We start from the raw sequence: 23,834 nt of genomic DNA, 5'->3' as shown, positions 1-23,834 counted from the left end.
CGACATGGCTACTTATCGTATGCGAGCTGTTCGCCTGGAAGGAAACAGCACAATCGTAGAAATGGAGCTTCTGGATGGCGATTCATATCAGCTTCCGAAAGCAACAACCGCAGAGATCGGCGGCGTGAAGATGGCAACTTTTCAGAACGACTCAACTGCTACTGATGTAGCCGGTGTTGTTTCTGCGCTGAACTCACTTCTCGCGAAACTCAGGATCTCAGGCGCTCTGGAAATTCCAAATACCTAAGGTGACACCTGATGAATTTATTTGAACGTTTGATCCATCGCCGTCTTTGCAATGAACAACCTGCTGAGGGTGGCGCAGCGCCAGCGGCCGCATCTGCTGACCCCGCTCCGGCTGGTGATAACCCTCAGCCAGTTGCAGATGGGAAAGGCGGTGAAGCCAGCAACCAGCAAAGCGAGCAGGGCGCAGAACCATCCGAGGGCGGAAAACCTGATGCAGAAGGTAAACCAGATGGCAGCCAGGAGCAAAAGCCCGAGGGAGCGCCAGACAAGTATGAGTTCAGCACCGGTGAAGGTGTTGAATTAGACAGCGCTGCGCTGGCTGATTTTGAACCTGTTGCGCGCGAACTAAACCTGACCAACGAGCAGGCGCAGAAGCTGGTAGATGCCTATCCAAAGATTCTTGAAGGTGTGCAGCAGCGACAGACCGAAGCATGGCAGGCACAGACTGAAGAATGGGCCGCGACAGTTAAAGCCGACAAAGAAATCGGCGGCGATAAGTTAACGGCAAACATCGGCGTTGCACAGCGAGCGCTTGACCAGTTCGGCACGCCTGAGCTGAAAGAATACCTGAACGCTACCGGGCTGGGTAATCACCCTGACCTAGTGAAGACGTTCGTCAAAATCGGCAAAGCCATGTCAGAAGACGGCATGGTTTCCGGTGGTAATACTGGCCAGCGTAGTACGGCCGAAGTGCTCTATGGCAAATAAGAGAGGATATAATCATGGCTGTTAAAGGCTTAACTGCGCTGACGCTGGCTGACTGGGGTAAGCGCATCGATCCAAACGGGAAGGTTGATAAAATTATCGAGCTTCTCTCCCAAACCAACCCGATCCTGCAGGACATGCCATTTGTTGAGGGCAACCTGCCAACGGGTCACCGTACCACCATCCGCTCAGGCCTGCCGACGGCAACTTGGCGCTTACTTAACTATGGTGTGCAGCCTAGCAAATCAACCACCGTACAGGTAACTGATTCGACAGGCATGCTGGAGACTTACTCTGAAGTTGATAAGACGCTGGCTGATCTGAACGGCAACACGGCTGAATTCCGTCTGTCTGAGGACCGTGCGTTTATTGAAGCGATGAACCAGCAGATGGCTCAGGTTCTTTTCTATGGTGACTCCAGTGTTAATCCTCAGCAGTTCATGGGGCTGGCATCCCGTTACTCCAGCCTGTCAGCCGGGAATGCCCAGAACATCATTGATGCTGGCGGCACCGGTACTGACAACACCTCTATCTGGCTGATCGTATGGGGTGAAAACACCGTGCATGGAATCTTCCCTAAAGGCCAGAAGGCTGGTCTGCAGATGGAAGATAAAGGGCAACAGACGCTGAAAGATGCCAATAACGGTCAGTACGAAGGCTACCGCACCCACTACAAGTGGGATAACGGCCTGACTCTTCGAGACTGGCGTTATGTCGTTCGCGTCGCGAACATCGACATTAGCGATCTGGAAGACCCTACCGCCGCAGCCAACATCGCCAAACTGATGGTAAAAGCGCTGCACCGCATTCCTAACCGTGGCATGGGTCGCCCTGTGTTCTACATGAACCGTACGCTGGGGCAGGCTCTGGATCTGCAGTCTCTGGAAAAATCCTCTCTCGCTATCAGCGTGAAGGAAACAGAAGGCGAATGGTGGACTGCTTTCCGCGGCATCCCTATTCGTGAAACTGACGCGATTCTGGAAACTGAAGCGCGCGTGGTTTAACCCCTGACAATAACCGGCGGCCCGGTGACGGGCTGCTAACTGGAGAAAGAAAGATGATCCTCGACAAACTGTTGATGTTCTCCGAAGCGCAGGCGGTTACGGCTACTGCAGCTTCAACTGATGTGATTGACCTGGGCCCGATGGATGGAACCCGCCGCGACATTGGTGTTGGTTATCCTCTTGAGTTTTGGGCGACCGTCAACACCACCGCGGCCGCCGCCGGCGCAGCGACGTTAAACGTTCAGTTGCAGACCAGCGCGGACAATAGCTCATGGTCAACGATTTACGATAGCGGCGCGTTGGCGCTGGCTAATCTGGCAGCCGGTAAGCGTATTGCGTCTGCCAAAGTTCCTGCTGGCGTTCTGCGTTATCTGCGCGTGAATTACATCGTTGCCACCGGCCCACTGACTGCTGGCGCGTTCACTTCAGGTATTAACCTGGATGTTGACGCTAATACGCCTTATCCAACCCGCTCGAAAGTGACTGGCTAAGGGGGAATTGATGTCAGGTGAAAAAGCAAAGTATCGCGTCCTGCGTCTGTCGCATATTCATAACAACCTCTGGCCTGAAGGTTCAGAAATTGAGTATGACGGCATTCCCGGTAGCGCGCTGGAGCCAGTGAACGAAGCGGCAAAGGCAGCAAAGGAAAAAGCTATCGCGGGCAACTCTAAGTCCAAGCCTGCAGTCGTTATTCCTGAAGTTGTGCTGGGGCCAGTGAACGAAGGTGTTAACGGCGATCTGGATAAGCTTCGCGAAGAGTACGAAGCATTATTCAATGAGAAGCCGCATCACAACGCCAAAGCCGAGACTATCCGCGAGAAGATCGCCGATAAGCGTAAAGAACTCGGGCTGTAAGCCTCGCTAATAAACAGGGGCTTCGGCCCCTTTCTTACAGGAGCGGTTATGGATCTGGTCAACCTTAAAACTGGCACCGATAGCTACCAGGACGAAAGCGGGAAAACTCAGACCCGTGATGATTATCCATGGGGGCTTTGCATCACGCTAAACAACGACACGCTGAAAAAGTTGAATGCTCAACCGCAGGCTGTTGGTAGCGAAATCATGATTACTGCCAAAGCGGTGATTCGCGGTGTTTCGGCCCGTGAGAATGACAATGGCGTTGACCGTAGCGCAGATCTTCAGATCACCGACATGGCCATATCTCCAGTTGCTGGTGAGGCACCAAAATCAGCGGCTGAAACACTGTATGGCACCGGGGGTGATTAATGGCATCCGTTATCGACATCTGCAACCGCGCACTCAGCAATCTCGGAAACAACCGCACGATCAACAGTCTGAGTGAGGCCAGCAAGGAAGCAGGCCAGTGCTCTTTGTACTATGAGTCAACACGCGATGCGGTTTTGGCTGATTTCCCCTGGAACTTCGCGACGAAGCGCATTGCACTTGCTGATACCAATAACCCACCTTCCGACTGGGCGTATGCGTACACCTATCCTACAGACTGCCTGAGAATTATTGAGATCCCAGTACCCGGGAACCGGAACCCGTCTGAAATGATGCGTATCCAGTACGAAACAGGATCTAACGGTGATGGTACCGGGCGTCTGATTTATACGGACCAGCCAGCAGCATGGTTGAAGTATGTGGCCCGAATCTCTGACGTGAACGTGTTTGAGTCAATCTTCCAGGAAGCATTATCCTGGCGACTGGCCGCCGCGGTGAACATGTCGCTCACTGGTAATGCTGATCTCGGCAATAACGCACTAAATATGTACAGCCGGGTCATCGCCTCAGCGGGTTCTCATAGCCTCAACGAAACTCAGGAGCCGCAGCCTCCCGTTGATGAGTTCACTATCGCGAGGTTGTCATAATGGCTATCAGCTGGATTCAACCAAGTTTTGCTGGCGGCGAAATCGGGCCTACGTTGTACGGCCGCATTGATATGGCGAAGTATCAGGTTGCTCTGCGCAAGTGCGATAACTTCATCGTTCGTCAGTACGGCGGTGTTGAAAACAGGCCTGGCACTCAGTTTATTGCCGCGGCTAAATATCCTGACCGTAAGTCACGGCTCATCCCATTCCAGTTTTCCACGATCCAGACTTATGCGCTGGAGTTCGGCCACCAATACATGCGCGTTATTAAAGATGGTGCGCTTGTGCTGGATAGCAGCAACGTCATTTATGAGTTGGCGATGCCATATGGCGAGGATGATATTTTCGGCATTAAGTTCACGCAGAGTGCCGACGTTCTGACCTTGGTTCATCCAGCTTACCCGCCAAAAGAATTACGTCGGCATGCCCATGACAATTGGGAAATCGTGGACGTCGAAACAAAGAACGGGCCATTTGAAGATATCAATGTTGATGACACCATTACGGTGTATTCAAGCGCCACAGCCGGCACCGTAACGCTGACGGCCAGCTCTGCAATTTTCGGTGCTGAGCAGGTCGGTAAGCTTTTCTATCTCGAGCAGCCAGCGATTGATGCCGTACCGGTCTGGGAAACCAGTAAAGACACCTCTACTGGCAATGTCCGGCGCGCGGACAGCAATTATTATCGAGCAAACTCTTCAGGAAAAACCGGTACGCTTAGACCATCACACACTGAAGGTATGTCCTGGGATGGGTGGAGTGGCGATACTGGTATTCAGTGGGAGTATCTGCACAGTGGGTTTGGCATTGCCAAAATAACGGCAGTGGGTACCGACGGAAAAACAGCGACCGCAACGGTTGTTTCCCGGATCCCAGAGAACGTCGTCGGTAGTTCAAAGGCCAGTTATAAGTGGGCAAAATTCGCATGGAATAGCGTAAATGGGTACCCGGCAACGGTTACCTATTATCAGCAGCGTCTGTATTTCGCTGCGTCAACCGGGTTCCCACAAACCATATGGGCAAGCCGTACTGGTGATTATAAGGATTTTGGGAAGAGCAATCCTATCCAGGATGATGACCGGATCATATTCACCTATGCGGGACGCCAGGTTAATGAAATCAGGCATCTGATTGATATCGGTTCCCTTGTCGCACTGACCTCCGGCGGGGAGTACGTCATTGGTGGTGATCAGAATAAGGTGCTCACCCCGTCGGCATTCACTTTCAGCTCTCAGGGCTCAAACGGTAGCAGCAACCTTCCGCCAATCGCCGTGGCCAACATTGCTCTATTCATCCAGGAAAAGGGCAGTGTAGTTCGTGATCTTGCATATTCGTTTGACGTCGACGGGTATCAAGGTTCTGACCTGACCATTCTGGCAAATCACCTGTTTCAGCGTCACAGCGTTGTTGACTGGTCATTCTGCATTGTTCCGTATTCCAGCGCTTTCTGTGTGCGGGATGACGGGAAATTACTTGTTCTTACCTATCTGCGTGATCAGCAGGTTTTCGCATGGGCTCCGCAGAGTAGCGCGGGTAAATACGAGAGTACATGCTGCATCAGCGAAGGCGATGAGGACGCAGTTTACTTCATCGTTAACAGAACCATTAATGGGCAAACGAAGCGTTACATTGAGCGCCTGGCAAGTCGCCAGTTCACCAGTGATTTAGATGCTTTCTTTGTGGATAGTGGGCTGAGCTACGACGGCAGAAATGCCGGAACAAACACCGTGGTGATCACTGGCGGCAGCGAGGATTGGAATTACGAAACTCCCTATACCCTGACGATGAGCGGGGACAGTTACTTTTCGTCTACCGATATCGGCGCCCAGATACAGATTCCTTATGTCGGTAAGGATCCCGATGGTAATGCCGTCGACATGGAGCTGCGTTGTGATATCGCATCGGTTATCGATGGAAACACGGTCACGGTAATGGTGAACCGAAATGTTCCTGAAGCGCTCCGTAATGTGGCAACGAAAGACTGGCGCATGGCTCGCAGCACCTTTTCTGGGCTTGGCCACCTTGAAGGGCAGAAGGTCAATATTCTCTCAGACGCCAACGTTGAACCGCAAAAAGTGGTCACTGGTGGAGCTGTCACCCTGGAATCTCCCGGCGGCGTAGTTCACATCGGGCTCCCAATCAGCGCTCAGTTTGAAACGCTGGACATCAATATCAGTGGCCAGGAAACCTTACTGGATAAGAAGCAGCTTATTTCCACTGTGACTCTCGTTGTTAACGCCAGCCGCGGTATTTGGGCGTCCACACCTGGAGGGACCTGGTATGAATATCCGCAACGGGAATTCGAGTTTTATGACGACCCGGTTGACGACGCAACAGGAAAGGTTGAGGTGAAACTCGACAGCAATTGGGACAACAACGGCAGAGTAAAAATCCGTCAAACAGACCCGCTTCCTGTATCGGTGCTGGCGGTTATTCCTCGGATAACAGTTGGAGGCTTCTGATGATCGATGCGCAAATTATTCCAGCAACGCAGGCCCATATTGAAGAAATCATCCCCCGGGTTCGTGAAGCGGATAAAGACGAGTTTTTGGCAGCTAATGGATGGGATGCTCGCCGGGTACTCGAAACAGGCCTGAAAACCTCTACCTTCACCTGTGCTGGTCTGATTAATGGACAGGTGATTGCCATCTTTGGTGTTGCGCCGGCATCAATGATTGGCGGGAACGGCATTCCGTGGCTGGTTGGAACGGATGAGCTTGAAACATATCAGCGTACTTTCCTTCGCCACTGCAAAAAAGTGGTCAATGCAATGCACATGGTTTACCCGTATCTTGAAAATTATGTAGATGCACGCAACCACGTCGCTAAAGCATGGTTGCACTGGATCGGTTTCACGCTCGATGAAGCAGCCCCTTACGGCGTCCTTGGCATGAACTTCCATCACTTTTACAGGGAGAAAAAATAATGTGTGAACCAACCACGATAATAGCTGGTGCAACGCTCGCATTAGGTGCCATGTCTGCATACAACCAGTATCAGCAGGGGAAATATGAATCTTCAGTAGCAAAGCAGAACGCGCAGGTTGCTGAGGCGCAAGCTGATGATGCAATTAACCGCGGGAACATTGAGGCCGATCGCCGACGTTCGCAGATGAGACAGCAGCTTGGTACTCAGGCTGCCACTATGGCGGCGAGTGGTGGGGATCTTAGTTCGGGTAGTTCACTGGATATCTTCGGTGATACCGCGCAATTCGGCCAACTTGATGCGCTTACGACAGTAAACAATGCACAGCGCGAGGCATATGGATTACAGGTTCAGTCAGCCAACTATAAAAACCAGGCCAAATCTGCGCGCGCGCAAGGTAACGCTGGAGCGATGACGACCCTGCTTACGGCACCAATTAATGCGTATGGGGCATACAGCGCTCTCGGTGGTTCGTGGAATCCGTTTAAAACGTCGGTATCGGCAGGTGGCGGTTCAACACCAATGCTATCTGGCGGAGTTAATAGCAATTCCCAATTTAAAATAGGGGGTTACTAATGCCAGTTGTACCTACAGTATCTGGTCGCCAGGTTGAAAGCATCGGCGTTAATGCTCCAGAGATTCAGTCATTTCAACGTCCAAATATTGGGGATGTTGCCGTAAAAGTTGGCGGCCAGGCTCTTGATGTATTTGCTCAGGCTAAGCAGCGAGCTGATGTGGCCATGTCGCAGGATGCATCGCTTCAATTGACGCAGGCAGCCAGCGACCTGATGACTAACCCTCAGAATGGCTTGCTTAACCTGCAGGGCAAAAATGCGCTTGGAAAGGGGCAGGAGTACACACAACTTTTTGATGCAAAAGCTCAGGAACTCTCAATGCAACTTCCTGAGTCAGCACGTTCTGGATTCATGCAGCAAGCGCAGCAACAGAGGATTCAGTTCACCTCACAGGCTGGAAGACATGAAATTAGCCAGCTGAACGCGTATGAACAGGGACAGTTTCAGGCCACTCTTGATACTGGCGCTAAGACGGCGTCAGAGATGTATGGCGATAATACCAGTTATGTACTGGCGAACCGGCAGGCGTTTCAGCAAATTGATGATTTCGGCGCAGCACATGGCTGGAGTGATGAACAGATTCAGGCCAAGAAGGTCGAATTTAAAGAGAAGGTAGCCGACAGGGCTCTCTCCCAGTGGTCAGCAAGTAATTCAATTGAGTTCATTCAGAGCAATGGTGAACTGAGTGATACGGTTACAGGTTCTCGTCGCGCAACGCTAGGTGGCGGAGAATCGACTGGAGAAGGCGCAAGAGGGATCCGCAACAATAATCCGGGAAACCTTGAGTTCAGTGCTTCTAACCCTTGGGTTGGGCAGACTGGTGATGATGGTCGTTTTGCTAAGTTCGAAACGCCAGAGCATGGTATTCGTGCTCTTGGCCGCAACCTACTTTCGTATCAACGGCAGGGCATTGATACAGTCAGTGACATTATCAACCGGTGGGCACCTGCATCGGACAATAACGATACGGATGCATATATCAGAGCTGTCTGTGCGCAGGTTGGTGTGACTGCTGATCAGCCAATTGATGCATCTAATCCGAATACCTTAAAGGCCCTTTGTGCAGCAATCATTCATCACGAAAATGGTAGCCAGCCATATAGCAATGATCAGCTATCTACAGGAGTAAGCGCGGCGCTGGGGCTGTCTCAGTTGCCTGCGAGCAATAAACGATACACCGGTAGTGCGGCTTTTGATGCAGCTTCTCCAGAAGCTCAGGCAACCTTCCTACGGCAGGCTGACCAAATTCGTAAACAACAGCAGGCTGAATACCGAACCACGATTGACAGCCAGGTACGCGATGCAAATGCTGCTTATATGCGTGGCATTGAGTTTCCTAATCCTCCCGGCGAAGCAGATTTCATGGCTGCGTATGGAGTTCGGGAAGGCAACCTGCGTTACACCGAATTCCGAAATACGCAGATCGCCGGGCAGTACATAGGCTCGTTCCGCAATATGCCTACCAACAGCATTACCGCATACGTCGATCAGTTGCGTCCTGACACTGGTGAAACTGGCGAAGGATACGCGTCACGCGCCGCGCTTTATGACAATGTGGTTACCGCTGCAAATCAGGTAATCAAACAGCGCCAGGCTGACCCTGTACAGTTCTCACTTTCGGCAGGACAGACAAAGCCTATCGATATGTCAAACCAGAGTAATTTTGGGCAGAGCATTGCGCTGCGCGCATCTCAGGTTGGAGAGCTATCAAAATCTTATGCGACACCTTTGACGTTCTTTTCAAAGGATGAAGCCAATCAGATCGGCGTTTTCTTCCGTGACGCTCCGGTTTCACAACAGTCTGCATATCTCGATACCATCCGGCAGAGTACCGGCGGTGGGCAGGTGTACATGTCAGCACTCCAGCAAATTAGCGCTAACGCACCATCTGCCGCGGTTGCGGGGATCCTTATGGATAAGCCTGGTGGCGTAGTGGCTGAGAAGAATTGGTTTAATCCTGATGTTTCTATATCCCCAGAATCAGCGGCACAGACTATTTTGTCAGGCGCGGCTGCCAGAAAGGGATCTGATGATGCGAAGGGAATCCCAATGCCGAAGGATACCGACCTGCGCCTCGAGTTTTCTGACATGGTGAAAGATGCATTTGCCGGTGATGCACAAGGGGCATCTATGGCGTATGAGATCGCGAAAGACTACTACGCAGGGGTAATGGCGAAGAAGGGCGTTGTATCAGGAGAGATTGACAGTGACACCTGGAAGCAGGCTGTTAACGTAGCTACTGGTGGTGTGCATGACTACAACGGGCAGGGGAATGTTCTTTTGCCATGGGGGATGTCTGCAGATCAATTCGACAAGCAGGTAAATCAGGCATGGGAGACCCAGGTGACTGGGGCAGGAATTAAAGCCCCTCCTGGGCAGTACGGATTGCAAAGCTATGGGGATAGTCAGTACTTAGTGAAGCTTGGAACCGGCTATTTGCTTAAGCAGGATGGAACCCCAGTCGTCATCGATCTTACCCAGCAGCGCCAGCGATTCTCTGGAGGCATTCCACAATGAGTTACTTTGGCCTTGACCAGGTAAATCAAAATCAGCAACTTGACGAAGCAGCATCTAACCCAGCGGGTTTTAACAGTGATGTCGGTTTTTTTGATAATGCTGTTGGCGCTGCTGTGTCGGGCCTGTATTCCGGGTTGGTGGCAAAACCAGATGAGTTGCTATGGGCTGGCATGGACAAGTTGGTATCTCCTGTTGCTCAACTTGTGAATGAGAACACCCCGCTCAACGACACGTCGGCGACGTATATTGCCGAGCAACGAAAGTTAGCAGAACAGCAGGTTAAGCGACTTACTCCAGACTCTGCCACTACCGGTACAGCAGGTCAGATCCTCAATGGTTTATTCGACATGGGTGGTCAAGCTGTTGTCGGGACCGCATTAGCAGGCCCTGCGGGTGGCGCTGCGGCCGTTACTTCTTTGCAGGGTTTTTCTGCGTTTGAGCGGCTTACCGCTCAAGGTGTTGACTTCAGAACCGCTCAGGAAGCAGGGCTAATTGAGGGGGTAACCGCTGGGGCTGGTACGCTTATTCCAATGAGTCTGGGATTGCGTGCCGGCGGTGCGTTGGCTGAAGGCATTGGCGCACAGCTCTCAAAGGCTGGCGAAAGTGCAGTGCGTAATGCCGCTGCAACAGCAGTGAGAGCTGTTCCTGATATTATATACGCTGCTGGCACCAACATTGCGTTCGGCATGGCGCAGCGCGGTTTGACGGCGCAGACGCTTCGCAATGGCGGTTATAACGAAATGGCAAGCCAATATCAGGTGCTTGATAGTCAAGCCATGGCTATCGACGCTGTTCTTGGCGTGGCATTTGGTGGTGTTGGTCGTTTCATAAACTCTCGTGGAGAGGCTGGTAACGTACCAGAATTTTCACCAACTGATGTAGATGCTGCATTGGCTGCAAACGCATCACATCACGCTGAAATAGATGTTGCCCCCGGCGTCCCAATCAATGTTATTTCGCGAGATGCTCATGTTCAGGCGTTGCAAAAGGCAATGTCTGATGTCAGCCAGGGGCGTGCTGTTGACGTTAGCAGCATAGCTGAACCGGCATCATTCAGTGATATCCCAGGGCGAAGAAATTTAATAGCTCAAGCCATTGATGAGAACCTTAATCGTGCGGATGAAGGCAGCACGCAAATATCAGTTGGACTTCGAGCACTTGAGGCCGATGCAGCGCAAGTATTGCCCAGAGGGGATCGGCAGGTATATCAGTCAGAAATAGCTAATAGTCAAAGGATTATTGATAACCTCAATTCCCAAAGAGAAAAAATTCTGGCGGAAGAACCGGCAGGAAGTGGGAAACAACTGGCTCGTTCCAGGGCTGATAAGCAAGCCCGCCTACGTGACGTGGACCAAAATATATCTGACGCTCAAAGCAGGCTTGACTCTGCTCGTGACACTCTGGCGCCGCATGAAAAAGGCGGTCGGTTCTTTGAAGCCAGGGCCGAGCTAGCAAGACGCCAGCAGGCAGAAAGTGATCTTAACACTCAGGCACTTTCATTCTATAAAACCGCCGAAGTGCGCACCGCTGACGAGGCTGCGCCGTTTGATACAGCAGCGTCTTTACGACAGGTTGAGCAGAAACCAACTGCTGATCAGTCCGGTGATATCGACCTCCGTATTGCCGAGGACTCATTAAGTGAATCACCTGACATGGTGATCACTGTTCTTGATGAGGATGGTAACCCGCAGCCGCGTAATGCGCGCGAGGTTCTGGATGAGGCAAGCAGGGAAAATGAACAGGCAATACAGGATTCCAGCCTCTTTGATGTGGCTGTCTCGTGTTTCTTGAGAGGGTAAATTGATGAGACAGGAATGCATTCAGGCAGTACAACAGGCAGCCAAACGCACACTAACAGCACGCGAAATTCAGGATATTGAAGATCGTATCTACCGTAACATGCGCTCACTTGCCAGAGATGACCCGATGTCATGGCGCCAGCTTACTGATGCTGAAAGATTACGTCGCGCCGGTCAACTCGCATCAGATGAACTTCAGAGAGAAGCAGCCCTGAAAAAACGCCGTGTCGCTTTGACCATTGCTGCGCGGCAGAGGCTTGATAAGTTTATCAACAGCTACCAAGGGGAAGATGGCAAGCTTGGCGCGCTCAACCGGACAATAGCTTTCAGTGCTGATGGTAAATCAAATTTCTTGTCTGTTGAGTCAAGGACTAAGGCTACGCGTGACTATGCACTTAGTCAGTTACAGGAGGCCTTCGAGGCAGTTGATCCTCGGTTCTTCGGTCTGTTCGAAGATGATGCTGGGGTACGTGATCTTGTCTTTGAGATTCGAGGACAGAAAACCGGGAATGTTAAAGCCAGTAAAGGGGCGAAGGCATGGGGAGATGTCACCGAACTACTGTGGCGCCGCTTCAATGATGCCGGTGGCGATATAGGCTATCTGGAAAACTGGGGGATACCGCAGCATCACTCGATGGAGAAAGTAGGGCAGGTCACTCGTGATAAATGGGTTAGTGATGTTATCGGGAAACTTGACCGTAAATATTACACCCGCGCCGATGGTCAGCTTATGAGTGATACTGAGTTGTCTGCTTTTCTCGGTGAAGCATATAACACGATTGCCACTGGCGGGCTGAATAAGCTAACCGATAATGGAATGCGTATTTCAGGGGCGCGTGCAAATCGTGGTAACGCATCACGTCAGATCCATTTCAAAGATGCAGATTCATATCTTCAATACCAGCAACTCTACGGCGACCGATCTCTATGGGAAATTATGGTTGGCCACCTGGAGGGGATCAGTAAGGATATTGCCTTGGTTGAAACATACGGGCCAAATCCTGATCACGTATTTCGCTCTTTGCTTGACCAGACCAAATCAGAGACGGCAACGGCCAATCCTAATAAGACGGGCGCGGTAGAACGCCAGGCGAATAGTACCGAGAACCTTTACAACTTTATATCCGGGAAGACGCAGCCAGTGGCGAACCCACATATCGCTCGTTGGTCTGACAATATCCGCAACTGGATGGTGGCAAGCCGTCTTGGCTCTGCATTGCTCGCGTCTTTCTCTGACCTTGGGACTATGTATCTTTCTGCCAAGGTTACTAATTTGCCAATGAACCAGCTATTTCGAAATCAGTTAGAGGCGATGAATCCTGCTAACCGCACTGAGTTGGCTCAGGCGCGACGAGCTGGGCTGGCGATGGAGTCATTACTTGGCAGCGTTAATCGTTGGGCAATGGATAATATGGGCCCGTCGGTATCCAGGTGGGCGGCGACTGCGGTTATGCGCGCCAGTGGGTTGACTGCATGGTCCGACGCTCATAAGCGCGCCTATGGCGTTACTATGATGGGAAGCCTTGGTGATGTCATATCTCGTACTCCGGATCTACGTAGCCTCGATGATGCTGATTTCCGTATTCTTAAAAGCAAAGGCATCACAGAAACTGACTGGAGCGTCTGGAAATTAGCGCAGCAAGAAGACTGGGGGAAAGGAAATAATACGATGCTTACACCCGAAAGCATCATGCGGATCCCTGATTCAGAGGTGCAGCATCTTGGCGCACCAGAGCGCATTAAGTTTGAGGCAATGCGTAAACTACTCGGAGCTGTAACCGAGGAAGTTGATATGGCAGTTATAACACCAGGGGCCCGTGAACAGATGCTTACTGGTTCAGGTATTCAACGTGGAACCTGGAAGGGTGAATTAACCCGCAGCGTGTTTCTGTTTAAATCATTCCCTATCTCAGTGGTAATGCGTCACTGGGCCCGCGCAATGGGTATGCCTTCCGCTGGCGGTCGGGCGGCATATATTGCGACATTCATTGCGAGCACAACCATTCTTGGTGCCCTTTCACAACAACTTAATGATGTTGCATCTGGCCGTAACCCAAGAGAAATGACGGGGGATGATGCCGCTAAATTTTGGCTCGGTGCACTGCTTAAAGGTGGAGGGCTTGGCCTGTACGGTGATTTCCTTCTTTCTGATCACACCCGGTACGGGAGTGGCGCGCTGGCGTCTATGCTTGGTCCGGTAGCTGGTCTCGTTGATGATGTCATTAAGATCGGGCAGGGCATCCCGCTGAATGCGGTAGAGGGTAAGAGCGAGCAGACTGGTGGTGATCTGGTTAAGCTTGGAAAGGGCCTGACTCCTGGCGCCAACATCTGGTACCTGAAGGCAGCGCTTGACCATATGATTTTTAACCAGATGCAGGAGTATTTTTCCCCTGGCTATCTGCGTAAGATGGAGCAGCGTTCGAAGAAAGAATTCAACCAAACATACTGGTGGCGACCGCAGGACGTAACGCCGCAATAAGGGGGAGTCTTGTTTTTAATCATTTTGACTGTGCTAGTTTCTGGCGGATTGCTATTTGCTGACCGTTACAAGTATTTTCTTAGCCCTCCAGTTCAGGCTATTTGCTGGTTCGTCTTTGTTGTGCAGGGAATTGTTCTTGTAGCTAGCCTTATTGAAGGGAAACCACTTATTTTTGCTGGATGGTAAACACCGCGCGCAGCGGGAATTCAACACAACGAGTTGGTGGGAACCTGGCGAAACAATGCCGCGTAGAGCACCTGACTTAGGGAAAGCGGTTGGACAATGAACATTTATTTAAAACGTCTATTAATTGCAATTTATACAGTAACGCTAATTTTGTCTGCTTTGGCTTTGTCAGAAAGAAATTTCAGAATGCTAAATTATGGACGCTTTGAAGAGGTTTTTCCTTGGATCTTCATGTTCGTTTCGTCTGCAATTTCTCTTTATTTTCTTATCATGATGGTGAGCGCTATAGGTGGAACCGATGGCGTATTATCATTATGGATAAAGAGGAAAAAACTTGAGGAAGAGAAGCGGATAAAAGAGCTTCAAGATAAATAGCGTGACATGTCACAAAGGCCGCCGAAGCGGCCTTTGTTTTTTTACTTCCCGCCAGGACGAGAATCGGCTGAACGGCCACCGCAAATAGAACCATCAGATGCGGTATCAGTCGAGTGTTGGCAGTTACCTGCAAAGGCTTGTGTAGCGGAACCAAGAGATAACAGAACAAAGAGCACAGCAAAAGCTTTTTTCATTTTTTGCTTACCATGTGTAAGCCGCGGTATGCGGCTTTGATAGTGTAGTGCTTTCGCGCGGCATCCCCAACAATAAACACTACGTTCACATTAGAAATTTTTAATCTTGTCTACCATATACTGCATATGAGTTTTAGCTTCACGAAGGTAGGAGCTGGCACCAACAATGTAGTTGAGCATAGTCGTTACTTCAGCTAACGCAGCATCTACATTGTGGCCATCGGCATCCATCTCGCGTAGCAGATCCATAACCATTGAGTTCTCGACAAGAATCAGTACGCCTTCAGAGGTATGAATGTGATCACGGTAGTTCGGCTTGAGCGGGTAGCTATAGACCGGTTTGTTTTCCTCTTTCATCGCTTCCAGGATAGCTGGCATAAAGCTGGCCACAACCTTTTGCGCTTTATCAGCTGGCGATAACTCTTCCCGCACGTAGCGACCAGTCCTGCGGATCTGTGGCAGGACTTCACTGGTTACCCATTTGCGGAAACGGTAGGGGATAGTGCCAGGGGTAACTGCGTCGCGGCAGCGAAGAACGAGAGTGTAGAGGCCGGACTCGGAGATGATAGTGGCTTCCTGTTCGCCACCAAGGGTGTCGGTTGAACCGACTCCCTTTTCATCAGCATCGAGCTTTCTCACTGCATCACGATGATTAGCTATGCCGATTGCACGACAGACATCCATGGCAACAAACCAAGGTTCACCATTAATAATAATGGCTCTGACTGGACATTCTGACTCGAAATTAAATACGGAAGGCTTTAACTTTTTAGACATGGTGATCTCCTTTTAGTCAGGTAATCACCACCTCTGACGCCAATCAGATGGTGGTGAGCTGTGCAGGGTTGGCGTAACCGGCTAAAAGGACCCGGCGCGGATTTCTCCGCCCCCACACAACCCACCATAATGCGAATGTGGCCGTGCTTAACGCATAAAAAAACCGCTTGCGCGGTGTATGCGCCTTTTAGTAATCCGGGACGCCAATCCCGGCACTGGATTTTGCCAGTGCCTGATTACTATGGCGCAGAAAATAAGGTAAGTAAATGCACCTCAGAGGTAACAATAAATCCAAATTGTTACCCAATCAATGGCTATTTCAACTGCTGCCTGAGCTGCAGCGTGCAGTAGTCCAAATGTGTCTGCAAATCCTTCATCGACATTTGTGTTGAAGTAACATAGTTCACCAGAGCGATAAGCTCTGCTGTGGCCCCACTAACATCATACCCATCTCCTTCCAGTTCCCTGAGCAGATCCATGAGATGAGAGTTTTCTACGAGTGATCTGACGCCTCCCGGCGTGTGCACTTGCTCAGCAAATCCCTCAACCAATGGATGATGGTACCGACATGACATCTTACGGCTCTCCATAAATACTGTATATATATACATATACCAGATGAGGGCGGACTCTTCCAGTAATTTTCAATTACCTATAGGGTAATAACTTTGCATTAACGTATGCTTTTCATTCATATCAGCGCTCATGGGTAATAGAATTACGGGGTGTGCGGGCTGTCAGGCGGCTGCAGCGATATGGAGAAATGTCATGACGGTTTCAACAGAAGTTGACCATAACGATTACATCGGGAACGGCGTCACGACGACCTTCCCATACACATTCAGGATATTCAGCAAATCAGACCTGGTTGTCACCGTTGTGGATCTCGACGAGAACCTGACGGAACTCACCCCCGATACGGACTACACCGTAACCGGGGCCGGTGGGTACACTGGTGGCAACGTGATACTGATGGTGCCACTGGCGACTGGCTGGAAAATCTCAATTTCTCGCGACCTTCCTATTACCCAGGAAACTGACCTACGAAATCAGGGGAAGTTTTTTGCAGAAGTTCATGAGCTTGCATTCGATAAACTGACGATGCTGGTTCAGCAAATCCGGAGCATGTACACCTCAGCCCTTCGCAAACCATCGACTGTTGCAAACTGGTTCGATGCCCAGGGGAATTATATTCGCAACGTCAGAGACCCTAAAGAACCGCAGGATGCGGCTACAAAGAACTACGCTGATACCTCGCTTGCTGATGGTTTGTCTCACACTCTGCGAACGCCGGAGGCCGTCCCTCAACTCCCCGCGGCCGTGGATCGCCGGAACAAAATACCGGCATTTGATAATGACGGTAACCCGACAGTTATCCCCGCGCCGTCCGGTTCTGCTGCTGAAGTCTATCTGGAATTAGCAAAGCCTACTGGCGCTGGGCTTGTTGGCGCTACTTCGGGCAAGACGGTGCAGCAAGAACTGGATGGCACACTGAAGGCCGCTAACAATCTGTCGGATCTCGAAGACCCTGCTGAAGCCAGAGAAAACCTTGGGATCACCTACGGCTATCTTGGAGAAACATTCTGGCATGACAACCGGGCGAAAGTTCCAGACGGAACAGTAGCTGCTGATGGGCAGCAAGTTGACCAGGTTGGCCCGTTTGCAGACCTGTACGCTGATGTCGCTGCTGGCAATAGACCGTCGTGCACAGAAGCAGAATGGCAAGCAGACCCCACGAAGCGCGGCTGCTATGTCCTTAACTCAGCAACCGGAAAGATGCGTCTTCCTGACCGAAACGGTGTGCAGAGTGGGAGTATTAAAGCGCCGGTACTGCGTGGTGACGGTGCAACACTGGCTGCCGGTAGCGTACAAAAATCTGGTGTGCCTAACGTCAAGACATTCTTAGATTTCCGAGCGGTTTTAACTAACGGGTCTGTTGTAGATGAAGACCCTGCCTATATGACGAAGACCCTATCAAACCCAGGGAGTTCGTCAGCGGGGCAGTTGCAGCCTAATGCTCCAAATGGAACCTATACAAGGGTGGGTATTGACTTCAGTAAAGGCAACACCGTGTTCCAGGACGGTCTTACTGAAGCGCGCATGAACTCCCTGCCTGGCTGCTTTGTAATTCGCTTTGCCGGTCATGCTCAAAACGCTGGTGAGCTCGACGCCCTCACACTTGCGACAAGAATCGAATCAGTAAACAGCGATCTGCAGGCCAAGAATATTGCGACTAATGCGCGCATTGGGTATGCGCTGCTTAGCGTGATAAACCCTGCCCTAAATAGCAGAACTGTTCTCCAAAACCCATTTGGGAATAACACCCCGGTATGGTGTATGACTGAAATATTTCACGCTACATTACAGAAGTGGGTCACAACCCCATGGATGTATTCTAGTGCACCTAACGCATATGGAATTAATTCTGCATACGCAGAAGGAGAGGGAATTGTGTGCAGGGCTGGGAGGGCCGCGTTCGTAGCACTAACACAGAACAGTGGCGCTTCTCAAGAATTTACTAGCGATTACGCCACTCCATCTCCTGTTCGCATTCATGTTTGGAAGGTGACAGCATGATTATCTATGTCTCAACCGATAATTATCGGAGTATCAGTTACTCACCCATTCCTGGCTGGGAAACAATACAAGTTGAGGTGCCAGATAATTTCTCTGGTGGGAATAAAACGTATAACCCTGAAACCGGGAATTGGATCACCGATCCGCCTTATGTGCCAACACATGAAGATTATGTGCGAGAAGCTGAATCTGAGCGTCAGCGGTTGATCGACAGCGCAAACACAGTAATGGAAGACTGGATTATCGATCTCCAACTCGGTGTTATTAGCGATGACGACAGGGCAAAACTTCTGGCCTGGCGCCAATACGTCAAGGATGTAAAAGCCGTTGATACCTCCAGTGCGCCAAATGTCATATGGCCTGATACTCCGGAATAATTAATTACCTTTCAGGTTGTTTTGTTTATTCATTGTTGGTAATTATTATTCAGATTTGGATTATTGTGTATGATGAACTCACCAACTCACAGGAGGTTCATTATGCACAATCAACGGTGGCCGCTATGCCTCCATCATTAAGCTCAGATGTGCTTAATCAGGGTCTTAGCTATAGCGCGCTTGCGGCAGTATTGGTCGGAGTACCGCCAGAGGTAGCGCTTGGTTCACTTGCCGGCGCGGTGATATTTGTTACCTCGGCAATTGAATATAAAATGAGGCGGCGTGTTCTCCTTGCCTTCCTCAGTTTTATCTGCGGACTTCTCTTCTATAAACCAACAGCGTCAATCCTCATTGGTGTAGCCAGTCTAATCCCGACCATCACTCAAGAGTCATTCGAAAAAGGAATTGTCTTTTCGGCTGGCGCTTTTGTGTCTGCAATCGCGGCTGTCAGGGTGGGCATCTGGTTCTATCACCGTTCCGATAACCCACGAGAGTTTTTCCCCGGGAGTAAAGACGATGACAAGTCATGATCTGCTCCTGCTGTTAAACGCGATTATCTGCGCAGGCATTGCCGTCAGGGTGATGTCATTCCAGCGCAACGGCTCCCGCCATCGGCGGTGGGGATCTTGGATAGCCTATTTCCTGATAGTTGCGTCAGCCAGCATTCCCATCCGTGCCGCTTATTCCCTCTGGTATCAGACACCAATGGCCGCTGATTTATCAGAGGTGATTATCAATGCGGTAATGCTCGCCGCCGTTCTAAAAACGCGCGGCAACGTGGTTCAAATCTTTAAAATTACGAGGTCACAAGATGGACATTAACCAGTTTCAGAAGGCATCTGGCGTCAATGAGGCACTGGCTATCAGGTGGTTTCCGCATATCGATGCCGCAATGAAAGAGTTCGGAATTACCAAACCAGAAGATCAGGCGATGTTCATTGCCCAGGTAGGGCATGAAAGTACAGGCTTCAATCACCTGATTGAAAACTTTAACTACAGCGTTACCGGCCTGGCTGGTTTTGTTCGTGCCGGACGAATTACACAAGGCCAGGCTAACTCATTGGGCCGCCGCCAAGGTGAGCCATCCTTACCGATTGAACGACAGCGCGCGATCGCAAATCTGGTTTACAGCAAACGCAACGGGAACAACGGTCCTACTGACGGATGGTTTTACCGCGGGCGTGGGCTTATCCAGATCACCGGGTTGAATAATTACCGCGACTGCGGCAACGGCCTGAAGGTGGATCTGGTTAAGCAGCCGGAACTGCTTGCACAGGACGAATATGCAGCCCGCAGTGCAGCGTGGTTCTTCTCCACCAAAGGCTGCATGAAGTATCCCGGCGACCTGGTTCGCGTCACGCAGATCATTAATGGTGGGCAGAATGGTATCGATGACCGACGGGCACGATATGCCGCTGCCCGGAAGGTGCTGTTATGATCTGGGCATTCGTCAAAGCGTACTGGAAACAGTTGCTTATTATCTCTCTGCTTGCTGCTTTGGGCACTGTAGGTATCGTTGCCTGGAATATCCATGGTGACCATCAGTACGAAGCCGGGTATGCGCAGGCAAAGGCAGACCGCCAAGCAGAAGATGAGAAAGCTCGTCATCTCGACGAACAGGAGAAAGCGACCAATGAACGTGAAGCGCAGCAGAGGATCGATAAGGCGCGCAATGATGCTATTGATGTTGCCACTCGTGCTGGTAGGATGCAGCAACAGCTCGTTGCCATCCGTGAGCAGCTCAGGCAGTATAACGCCACTATCGGCGCTGGGTCGTCAGCCGCAGACACCGGGGTTTTGCTTGCCGACGTGCTCAGCAAATCTCTCGAGCGAAACCGACAACTGGCAGAGTACGCTGATCGGGCCGCAGAAGCTGGAAGAGTCTGTGAAAAACAGTACGACTCACTAACCAGATAACATGGCATTTTTCATGGTACTAATTTCTGGTGACGGTATATAAAACGGTACGGTGAAATCTGTGTTTAGGAATTTTGTTATCAGTCAATTGGTTATGCGTGTCGTAAATAATTGAGTGGGAATAATTCCCCCTTTGCGTTAGCGCTAAAAACCCTCTGCTGAGCAGAGGGTTTTTTTATGCCCGCGATTCCCCTCGGCGGGATTGCCATGATTATTCTTGCCGATAGGCGTGTTCGTCGGAAGGGGTCTTTATGCGACCCGCTTGGCATATCACCATCGATACCGCCAATCCGGCGGCGATCAAAGCCAGCGTGGCGGAAACCACGAGGCTCCCCTGAATCCCCACCATTTCATTTAGCCACGCGTAGGCCAGCGGCGAGGTGGCGGCTAACAGTTGGGCGGGAATGAGTAGCACCCCGGTGCGGCGGGCGTACTCTCCCGCCGTGAAGAGCTGTAGCGGCAATGTGGCTTTAAATACCGTCGTCAGGCCGTTGACTGCGCCATAGCCGAGGACAAAACCGCTCGCGGCCCACACCATGTGAGAGCTGGCCATGCCGAGCGCGAAGCATAATGGGATAAGCAGCGTGGTGATCAGGGTGAGCCTCATTGGCGTGAGCGTCGAGCCAGAAGCCACTTCTAGAAAGCGCGCACCGGTCTGCCCAATTCCCCACAGCATTCCAATGGCAACGGGTAGCCCATGGGCGGCGATAAACTCCGGCAGATGCGTTGAGGTGCCATTGGAGATAAAGGTCACCAGCGCGATAAGCACAGCGTACAGCCAGCCCATTACCCGATCATGCGACGAGTGAGTGACTGGCTTGGGAGAATACGTGTGGGCGCGTTTCTGATTCGGTATCCTCCAGAGCGCCAGCGCACTGAACAAACCCAGCAGGCTATACACCTGCAGCGCGTGTCGCCAGTCGGTTACTGTCAACAAGACCGCTCCCAGCGGCCAGAACACGCCGGAGGCTAGCCCACCCAGTAACGTGACGCGAGAGATTGTTATTCTGGCCTGCTGGCCGTAGAGATTCACCAGCGCGGCGAATAGGCCATCGTATAGTGCCAGCCGCATGCCGATGCCGGTCACAAGCCAGGCGGAGTACCATCCTGCAAGCGTTTGGATTTCCGACATCGCAAGGCAGCCTGCGGCAATCATCAGCGTCCCACTCACCACCACGCGCTGGCCGCCAAAATGCGCCAGCAGGCGGGCCACCCATGGCGATATGAGCGCCATCATCAGCATGGCCAGCGTAAGTCCAAAATAAATCTGAGGCTGCATCCAGCCAGTATCCTGCGCGATGGCGCGGGCAAAGGTCCCCGGCAGGTAAAATGAGATCCCCCAATTAATGAGCTGGTTGCTTCCGGCGGCCAAGGTCACGCGGTGCGGTGCGGTTGGGGTTTGCATTATATTCTCGCAAGTTATGTAGTTGCTGAGAGCATAACGTGCACGCTATTGTGCAGGCAGAGCCCTCCGGTTATGACCTTGATAAGAGAAACTTTGCAATGACGACGATGAATCTGGGAAATCTGGCGACCTTCCGCCTGGTGGCGCTGCGTGGCAGCTTTTCCGCAGCCGCCGACGTTCTGGGGATCTCTCAGCCCGCCGTCAGTTTGCAGGTGCGACAGCTTGAACAGTTTCTCAAGACGAGGCTTATTGAGCGCACGGGGAGGGGGATTAAAACGACACCGGCAGGCATGGCGCTGCTGTTGCATGCAGAGCGTATAGAGCAGTCGGTGAATGAAGCGGTAGAGTCGGTAAATATGTGCAGTGAAAACGTCAGCGGCTCGGTGTTGCTGGGGACTGGGGCAACGGCGTGTATCCACCTGCTGCCGCCGATGCTGCAACAGCTGCGTGAGCGCTATCCACTGTTGACGGTTGGTGTGAGCACCGGTAATACGACCGATATTGTGCGGGCGATAGAAGAGAACCGACTCGATCTTGGGCTGGTGACGCTGCCCGCCAGCGGACGAAATCTGGAGGTGATGCCGGCGCAGCGCGAAGAGTTTGTGCTCATTATTGCCGAAGCGCACAGCGAGCAGATTATGGAATTGACGCCCGACGGATTGCAGGCGTTACCGTTAATCGCCTTTGAGCAGGGAAGCGGAACGCGTGACTTGATTGACGACTGGTTTTGCCAAGCCGGTATTCAGTCGCGACCCATTATGCAGCTTGGCAGCATTGAGGCGATTAAGCGCATGGTGGGAGTAGGACTGGGTTACAGCATTGTTCCCCAAATGGCGGTAGAAACGCCTCGTGATAGGGAAGGGTTACATGTCAGGTCACTGACGCCGTCGCTGTATCGGCAACTGGCGGTGGTCATGCGTAAAGACAGGATTCTTAGCAAAGGAATTAGCGAAATTATACGCTTGTTGCAGAGTACGAGTTAACCCTAGCGTGGTTGCATATTTTGGCGAATAGCTTAAAGCCGTTTAGGGTATTATTTCATCGCCTTTAAAATTATCATGCAAATATTCAAGTAAAAATTAATTAGCATATGTAAATTAGAAATGTATTTATCGCTTATATTTTCATGCGTTATGAAATGCCGCTCTTTAGGCTGTATTTATCGTCGTTATTGCAAATAATCTGCAGTGAAAAACAACGATGTCATAGCATGATGACAAATAAATTCTTGCGTCATTGTGCGGGAAAATGGTGGGGCAACTAGCTAAAAAATGGACAAAATTTCAAAGGAGGAAGGGAACTCAAATCCCTTACCGGATGGTTAAACGTTGGCCTATTAGCCATTCGGTAAAGGATCTTGAAACAGAAAAACAACAGAGATAACGACAGTTAGCGGTCGTTGGCTTGTACTGAAGGGGTCTGCTGCGACTGGCTACTTTGCTGGGATTCTTTTTTGTCTTGGTGGTGATGCCACGCACCAATAGAGGAGTAGACGAAGCGTCCAAAGAAGAAGAGAAAGCTGATAAGCAGTATGATTCGGATCATGCGACCATTAAATTGGTGTCGTTTTCGTAGGCTGGTAACCTGGCTCACAAAGGGGTCCTTTAGCAATACCCAAAGACGGGCGATTGATACATTAAGGCACAGAGCGGCGTAAGGGTCAATTGCATTGAATGTAAAAAACCGTCAGGGAAAACATTAATTAATGTTATATAAGATATTATACGTATTCACAAACATAAAAGAACGTCTGCGTAAAAGCACGAAACATTCATTTATTATTTAGAGGTGTGAGTTTTTTTGACTCATATCAAGCTTCATTCGGAGTTGCTAACTAAAATAAATCGTCTGACCCGCGTATTATCTGATCTCGCGGACTTTTTAAGCCAGGTTGGATGCCTGTCTAAAAATACCCAGCTGGATTTGGGGTATCCGTAGAGCATC

General features: G+C 51.0%; 26 protein-coding genes. 21 read left to right on the top strand and 5 right to left on the bottom strand.

The features are described 5' to 3' along the window. Positions 1-4 precede the first annotated feature (4 nt). The 14 genes from AB4K05_RS11700 (at position 5) to AB4K05_RS11635 (ending at position 14,643) form a co-directional block, all read left to right on the top strand. Entirely contained in the window at positions 5-247 is a 243-nt protein-coding gene (locus AB4K05_RS11700; RefSeq protein ID WP_368480136.1) for a head fiber protein, read from the top strand. Positions 248-258: 11 nt separating this feature from the next. Then, complete coding sequence (locus AB4K05_RS11695) at positions 259-954, top strand: peptidase (RefSeq protein WP_368480135.1); 696 nt, start codon at positions 259-261, stop codon at positions 952-954. Between the two features lie 14 nt (positions 955-968). After that, complete coding sequence (locus tag AB4K05_RS11690; RefSeq protein WP_368480134.1) at positions 969-1,955, top strand: major capsid protein; 987 nt, start codon at positions 969-971, stop codon at positions 1,953-1,955. Positions 1,956-2,008: 53 nt separating this feature from the next. Beyond that, positions 2,009-2,446 carry a Bbp16 family capsid cement protein gene (locus AB4K05_RS11685; protein ID WP_368480133.1) on the top strand — a complete coding sequence of 146 codons (438 nt, stop codon included), beginning with the start codon at positions 2,009-2,011 and terminating at the stop codon, positions 2,444-2,446. Positions 2,447-2,456: 10 nt separating this feature from the next. Further along, a complete protein-coding gene (locus AB4K05_RS11680; protein ID WP_368480132.1) occupies positions 2,457-2,810 on the top strand; it encodes a hypothetical protein in 354 nt (117 codons plus the stop codon). A gap of 48 nt (positions 2,811-2,858) precedes the next feature. Then, positions 2,859-3,182, top strand: a complete 324-nt coding sequence (gp10, locus tag AB4K05_RS11675; protein ID WP_368480131.1) for a capsid staple protein — start codon at positions 2,859-2,861, stop codon at positions 3,180-3,182. Continuing rightward, positions 3,182-3,787, top strand: a complete 606-nt coding sequence (locus tag AB4K05_RS11670; protein WP_368480130.1) for a hypothetical protein — start codon at positions 3,182-3,184, stop codon at positions 3,785-3,787. The genes gp10 and AB4K05_RS11670 overlap by 1 nt, the downstream gene beginning before the upstream one ends. Next, positions 3,787-6,249, top strand: coding sequence for a hypothetical protein (locus tag AB4K05_RS11665; protein WP_368480129.1), 2,463 nt, complete (start codon positions 3,787-3,789; stop codon positions 6,247-6,249). The genes AB4K05_RS11670 and AB4K05_RS11665 overlap by 1 nt, the downstream gene beginning before the upstream one ends. Continuing rightward, the gene (locus AB4K05_RS11660) at positions 6,249-6,713 is read left to right on the top strand and encodes a hypothetical protein (RefSeq protein ID WP_368480128.1); all 465 of its coding nucleotides are present in this window, start codon (positions 6,249-6,251) and stop codon (positions 6,711-6,713) included. Before AB4K05_RS11665 ends, AB4K05_RS11660 begins: the two co-directional genes overlap by 1 nt. Beyond that, positions 6,713-7,288, top strand: coding sequence for a hypothetical protein (locus AB4K05_RS11655; protein ID WP_368480127.1), 576 nt, complete (start codon positions 6,713-6,715; stop codon positions 7,286-7,288). Before AB4K05_RS11660 ends, AB4K05_RS11655 begins: the two co-directional genes overlap by 1 nt. Beyond that, on the top strand, positions 7,288-9,804 hold the full coding sequence (locus AB4K05_RS11650) for a hypothetical protein (protein WP_368480126.1): 2,517 nt from the start codon (positions 7,288-7,290) through the stop codon (positions 9,802-9,804). The genes AB4K05_RS11655 and AB4K05_RS11650 overlap by 1 nt, the downstream gene beginning before the upstream one ends. Continuing rightward, positions 9,801-11,603, top strand: coding sequence for a hypothetical protein (locus tag AB4K05_RS11645; RefSeq protein ID WP_368480125.1), 1,803 nt, complete (start codon positions 9,801-9,803; stop codon positions 11,601-11,603). The genes AB4K05_RS11650 and AB4K05_RS11645 overlap by 4 nt, the downstream gene beginning before the upstream one ends. 4 nt (positions 11,604-11,607) lie before the next feature. Beyond that, positions 11,608-14,082: a hypothetical protein gene (locus tag AB4K05_RS11640; RefSeq protein WP_368480124.1), complete on the top strand. Its 2,475-nt coding sequence runs from the start codon at positions 11,608-11,610 to the stop codon at positions 14,080-14,082. Positions 14,083-14,364: 282 nt separating this feature from the next. Continuing rightward, positions 14,365-14,643: a hypothetical protein gene (locus AB4K05_RS11635; RefSeq protein ID WP_368480123.1), complete on the top strand. Its 279-nt coding sequence runs from the start codon at positions 14,365-14,367 to the stop codon at positions 14,641-14,643. Positions 14,644-14,684: 41 nt separating this feature from the next. On the opposite strand, the gene AB4K05_RS11630 is transcribed toward AB4K05_RS11635, so the two are convergent. The 3 genes from AB4K05_RS11630 to AB4K05_RS11620 all read right to left on the bottom strand — a co-directional run bounded on the left by AB4K05_RS11630 (position 14,685) and on the right by AB4K05_RS11620 (position 16,225). Beyond that, entirely contained in the window at positions 14,685-14,837 is a 153-nt protein-coding gene (locus tag AB4K05_RS11630; protein WP_368480122.1) for a transmembrane anchored protein, read from the bottom strand. Between the two features lie 90 nt (positions 14,838-14,927). Further along, entirely contained in the window at positions 14,928-15,614 is a 687-nt protein-coding gene (locus AB4K05_RS11625; RefSeq protein WP_368480121.1) for a Bro-N domain-containing protein, read from the bottom strand. 314 nt (positions 15,615-15,928) lie between these two features. Next, positions 15,929-16,225, bottom strand: a complete 297-nt coding sequence (locus AB4K05_RS11620) for a hypothetical protein (RefSeq protein ID WP_368480120.1) — start codon at positions 16,223-16,225, stop codon at positions 15,929-15,931. A 157-nt stretch (positions 16,226-16,382) separates the two neighbouring features. Between AB4K05_RS11620 and AB4K05_RS11615 the strand changes: the two genes are divergently transcribed. The 6 genes from AB4K05_RS11615 to AB4K05_RS11590 all read left to right on the top strand — a co-directional run bounded on the left by AB4K05_RS11615 (position 16,383) and on the right by AB4K05_RS11590 (position 20,485). After that, complete coding sequence (locus AB4K05_RS11615; protein ID WP_368480119.1) at positions 16,383-18,191, top strand: hypothetical protein; 1,809 nt, start codon at positions 16,383-16,385, stop codon at positions 18,189-18,191. Further along, positions 18,188-18,568, top strand: coding sequence for a tail fiber assembly protein (locus tag AB4K05_RS11610; protein ID WP_368480118.1), 381 nt, complete (start codon positions 18,188-18,190; stop codon positions 18,566-18,568). Before AB4K05_RS11615 ends, AB4K05_RS11610 begins: the two co-directional genes overlap by 4 nt. A gap of 125 nt (positions 18,569-18,693) precedes the next feature. After that, positions 18,694-19,098, top strand: a complete 405-nt coding sequence (locus AB4K05_RS11605; protein WP_368480117.1) for a putative holin — start codon at positions 18,694-18,696, stop codon at positions 19,096-19,098. Further along, positions 19,085-19,390 (top strand): phage holin family protein, encoded by a 306-nt coding sequence (locus tag AB4K05_RS11600; protein ID WP_368480116.1) that lies wholly within the window; start codon positions 19,085-19,087, stop codon positions 19,388-19,390. Before AB4K05_RS11605 ends, AB4K05_RS11600 begins: the two co-directional genes overlap by 14 nt. Beyond that, positions 19,380-20,006, top strand: a complete 627-nt coding sequence (locus AB4K05_RS11595; protein ID WP_368480115.1) for a glycoside hydrolase family 19 protein — start codon at positions 19,380-19,382, stop codon at positions 20,004-20,006. Before AB4K05_RS11600 ends, AB4K05_RS11595 begins: the two co-directional genes overlap by 11 nt. Further along, entirely contained in the window at positions 20,003-20,485 is a 483-nt protein-coding gene (locus AB4K05_RS11590; protein ID WP_368480114.1) for a DUF2514 domain-containing protein, read from the top strand. The genes AB4K05_RS11595 and AB4K05_RS11590 overlap by 4 nt, the downstream gene beginning before the upstream one ends. A gap of 211 nt (positions 20,486-20,696) precedes the next feature. Here AB4K05_RS11590 and AB4K05_RS11585 read toward each other — a convergent pair whose 3' ends face one another. After that, the gene (locus AB4K05_RS11585; protein ID WP_368480113.1) at positions 20,697-21,890 is read right to left on the bottom strand and encodes an MFS transporter; all 1,194 of its coding nucleotides are present in this window, start codon (positions 21,888-21,890) and stop codon (positions 20,697-20,699) included. A gap of 98 nt (positions 21,891-21,988) precedes the next feature. On the opposite strand from AB4K05_RS11585, the gene AB4K05_RS11580 reads away from it, so the two are divergent. Next, positions 21,989-22,873, top strand: a complete 885-nt coding sequence (locus AB4K05_RS11580; protein WP_368480112.1) for a LysR family transcriptional regulator — start codon at positions 21,989-21,991, stop codon at positions 22,871-22,873. Positions 22,874-23,279: 406 nt separating this feature from the next. On the opposite strand, the gene AB4K05_RS11575 is transcribed toward AB4K05_RS11580, so the two are convergent. Next, positions 23,280-23,483, bottom strand: a complete 204-nt coding sequence (locus AB4K05_RS11575) for a YfgG family protein (protein WP_368480111.1) — start codon at positions 23,481-23,483, stop codon at positions 23,280-23,282. Between the last annotated feature and the right edge of the window lie 351 nt (positions 23,484-23,834).

It is taken from the genome of Kluyvera sp. STS39-E, assembly GCF_040932435.1.
Taxonomy (GTDB): Bacteria; Pseudomonadota; Gammaproteobacteria; order Enterobacterales; family Enterobacteriaceae; genus Kluyvera.
This window is presented reverse-complemented; position numbering and strand designations above follow the sequence as displayed.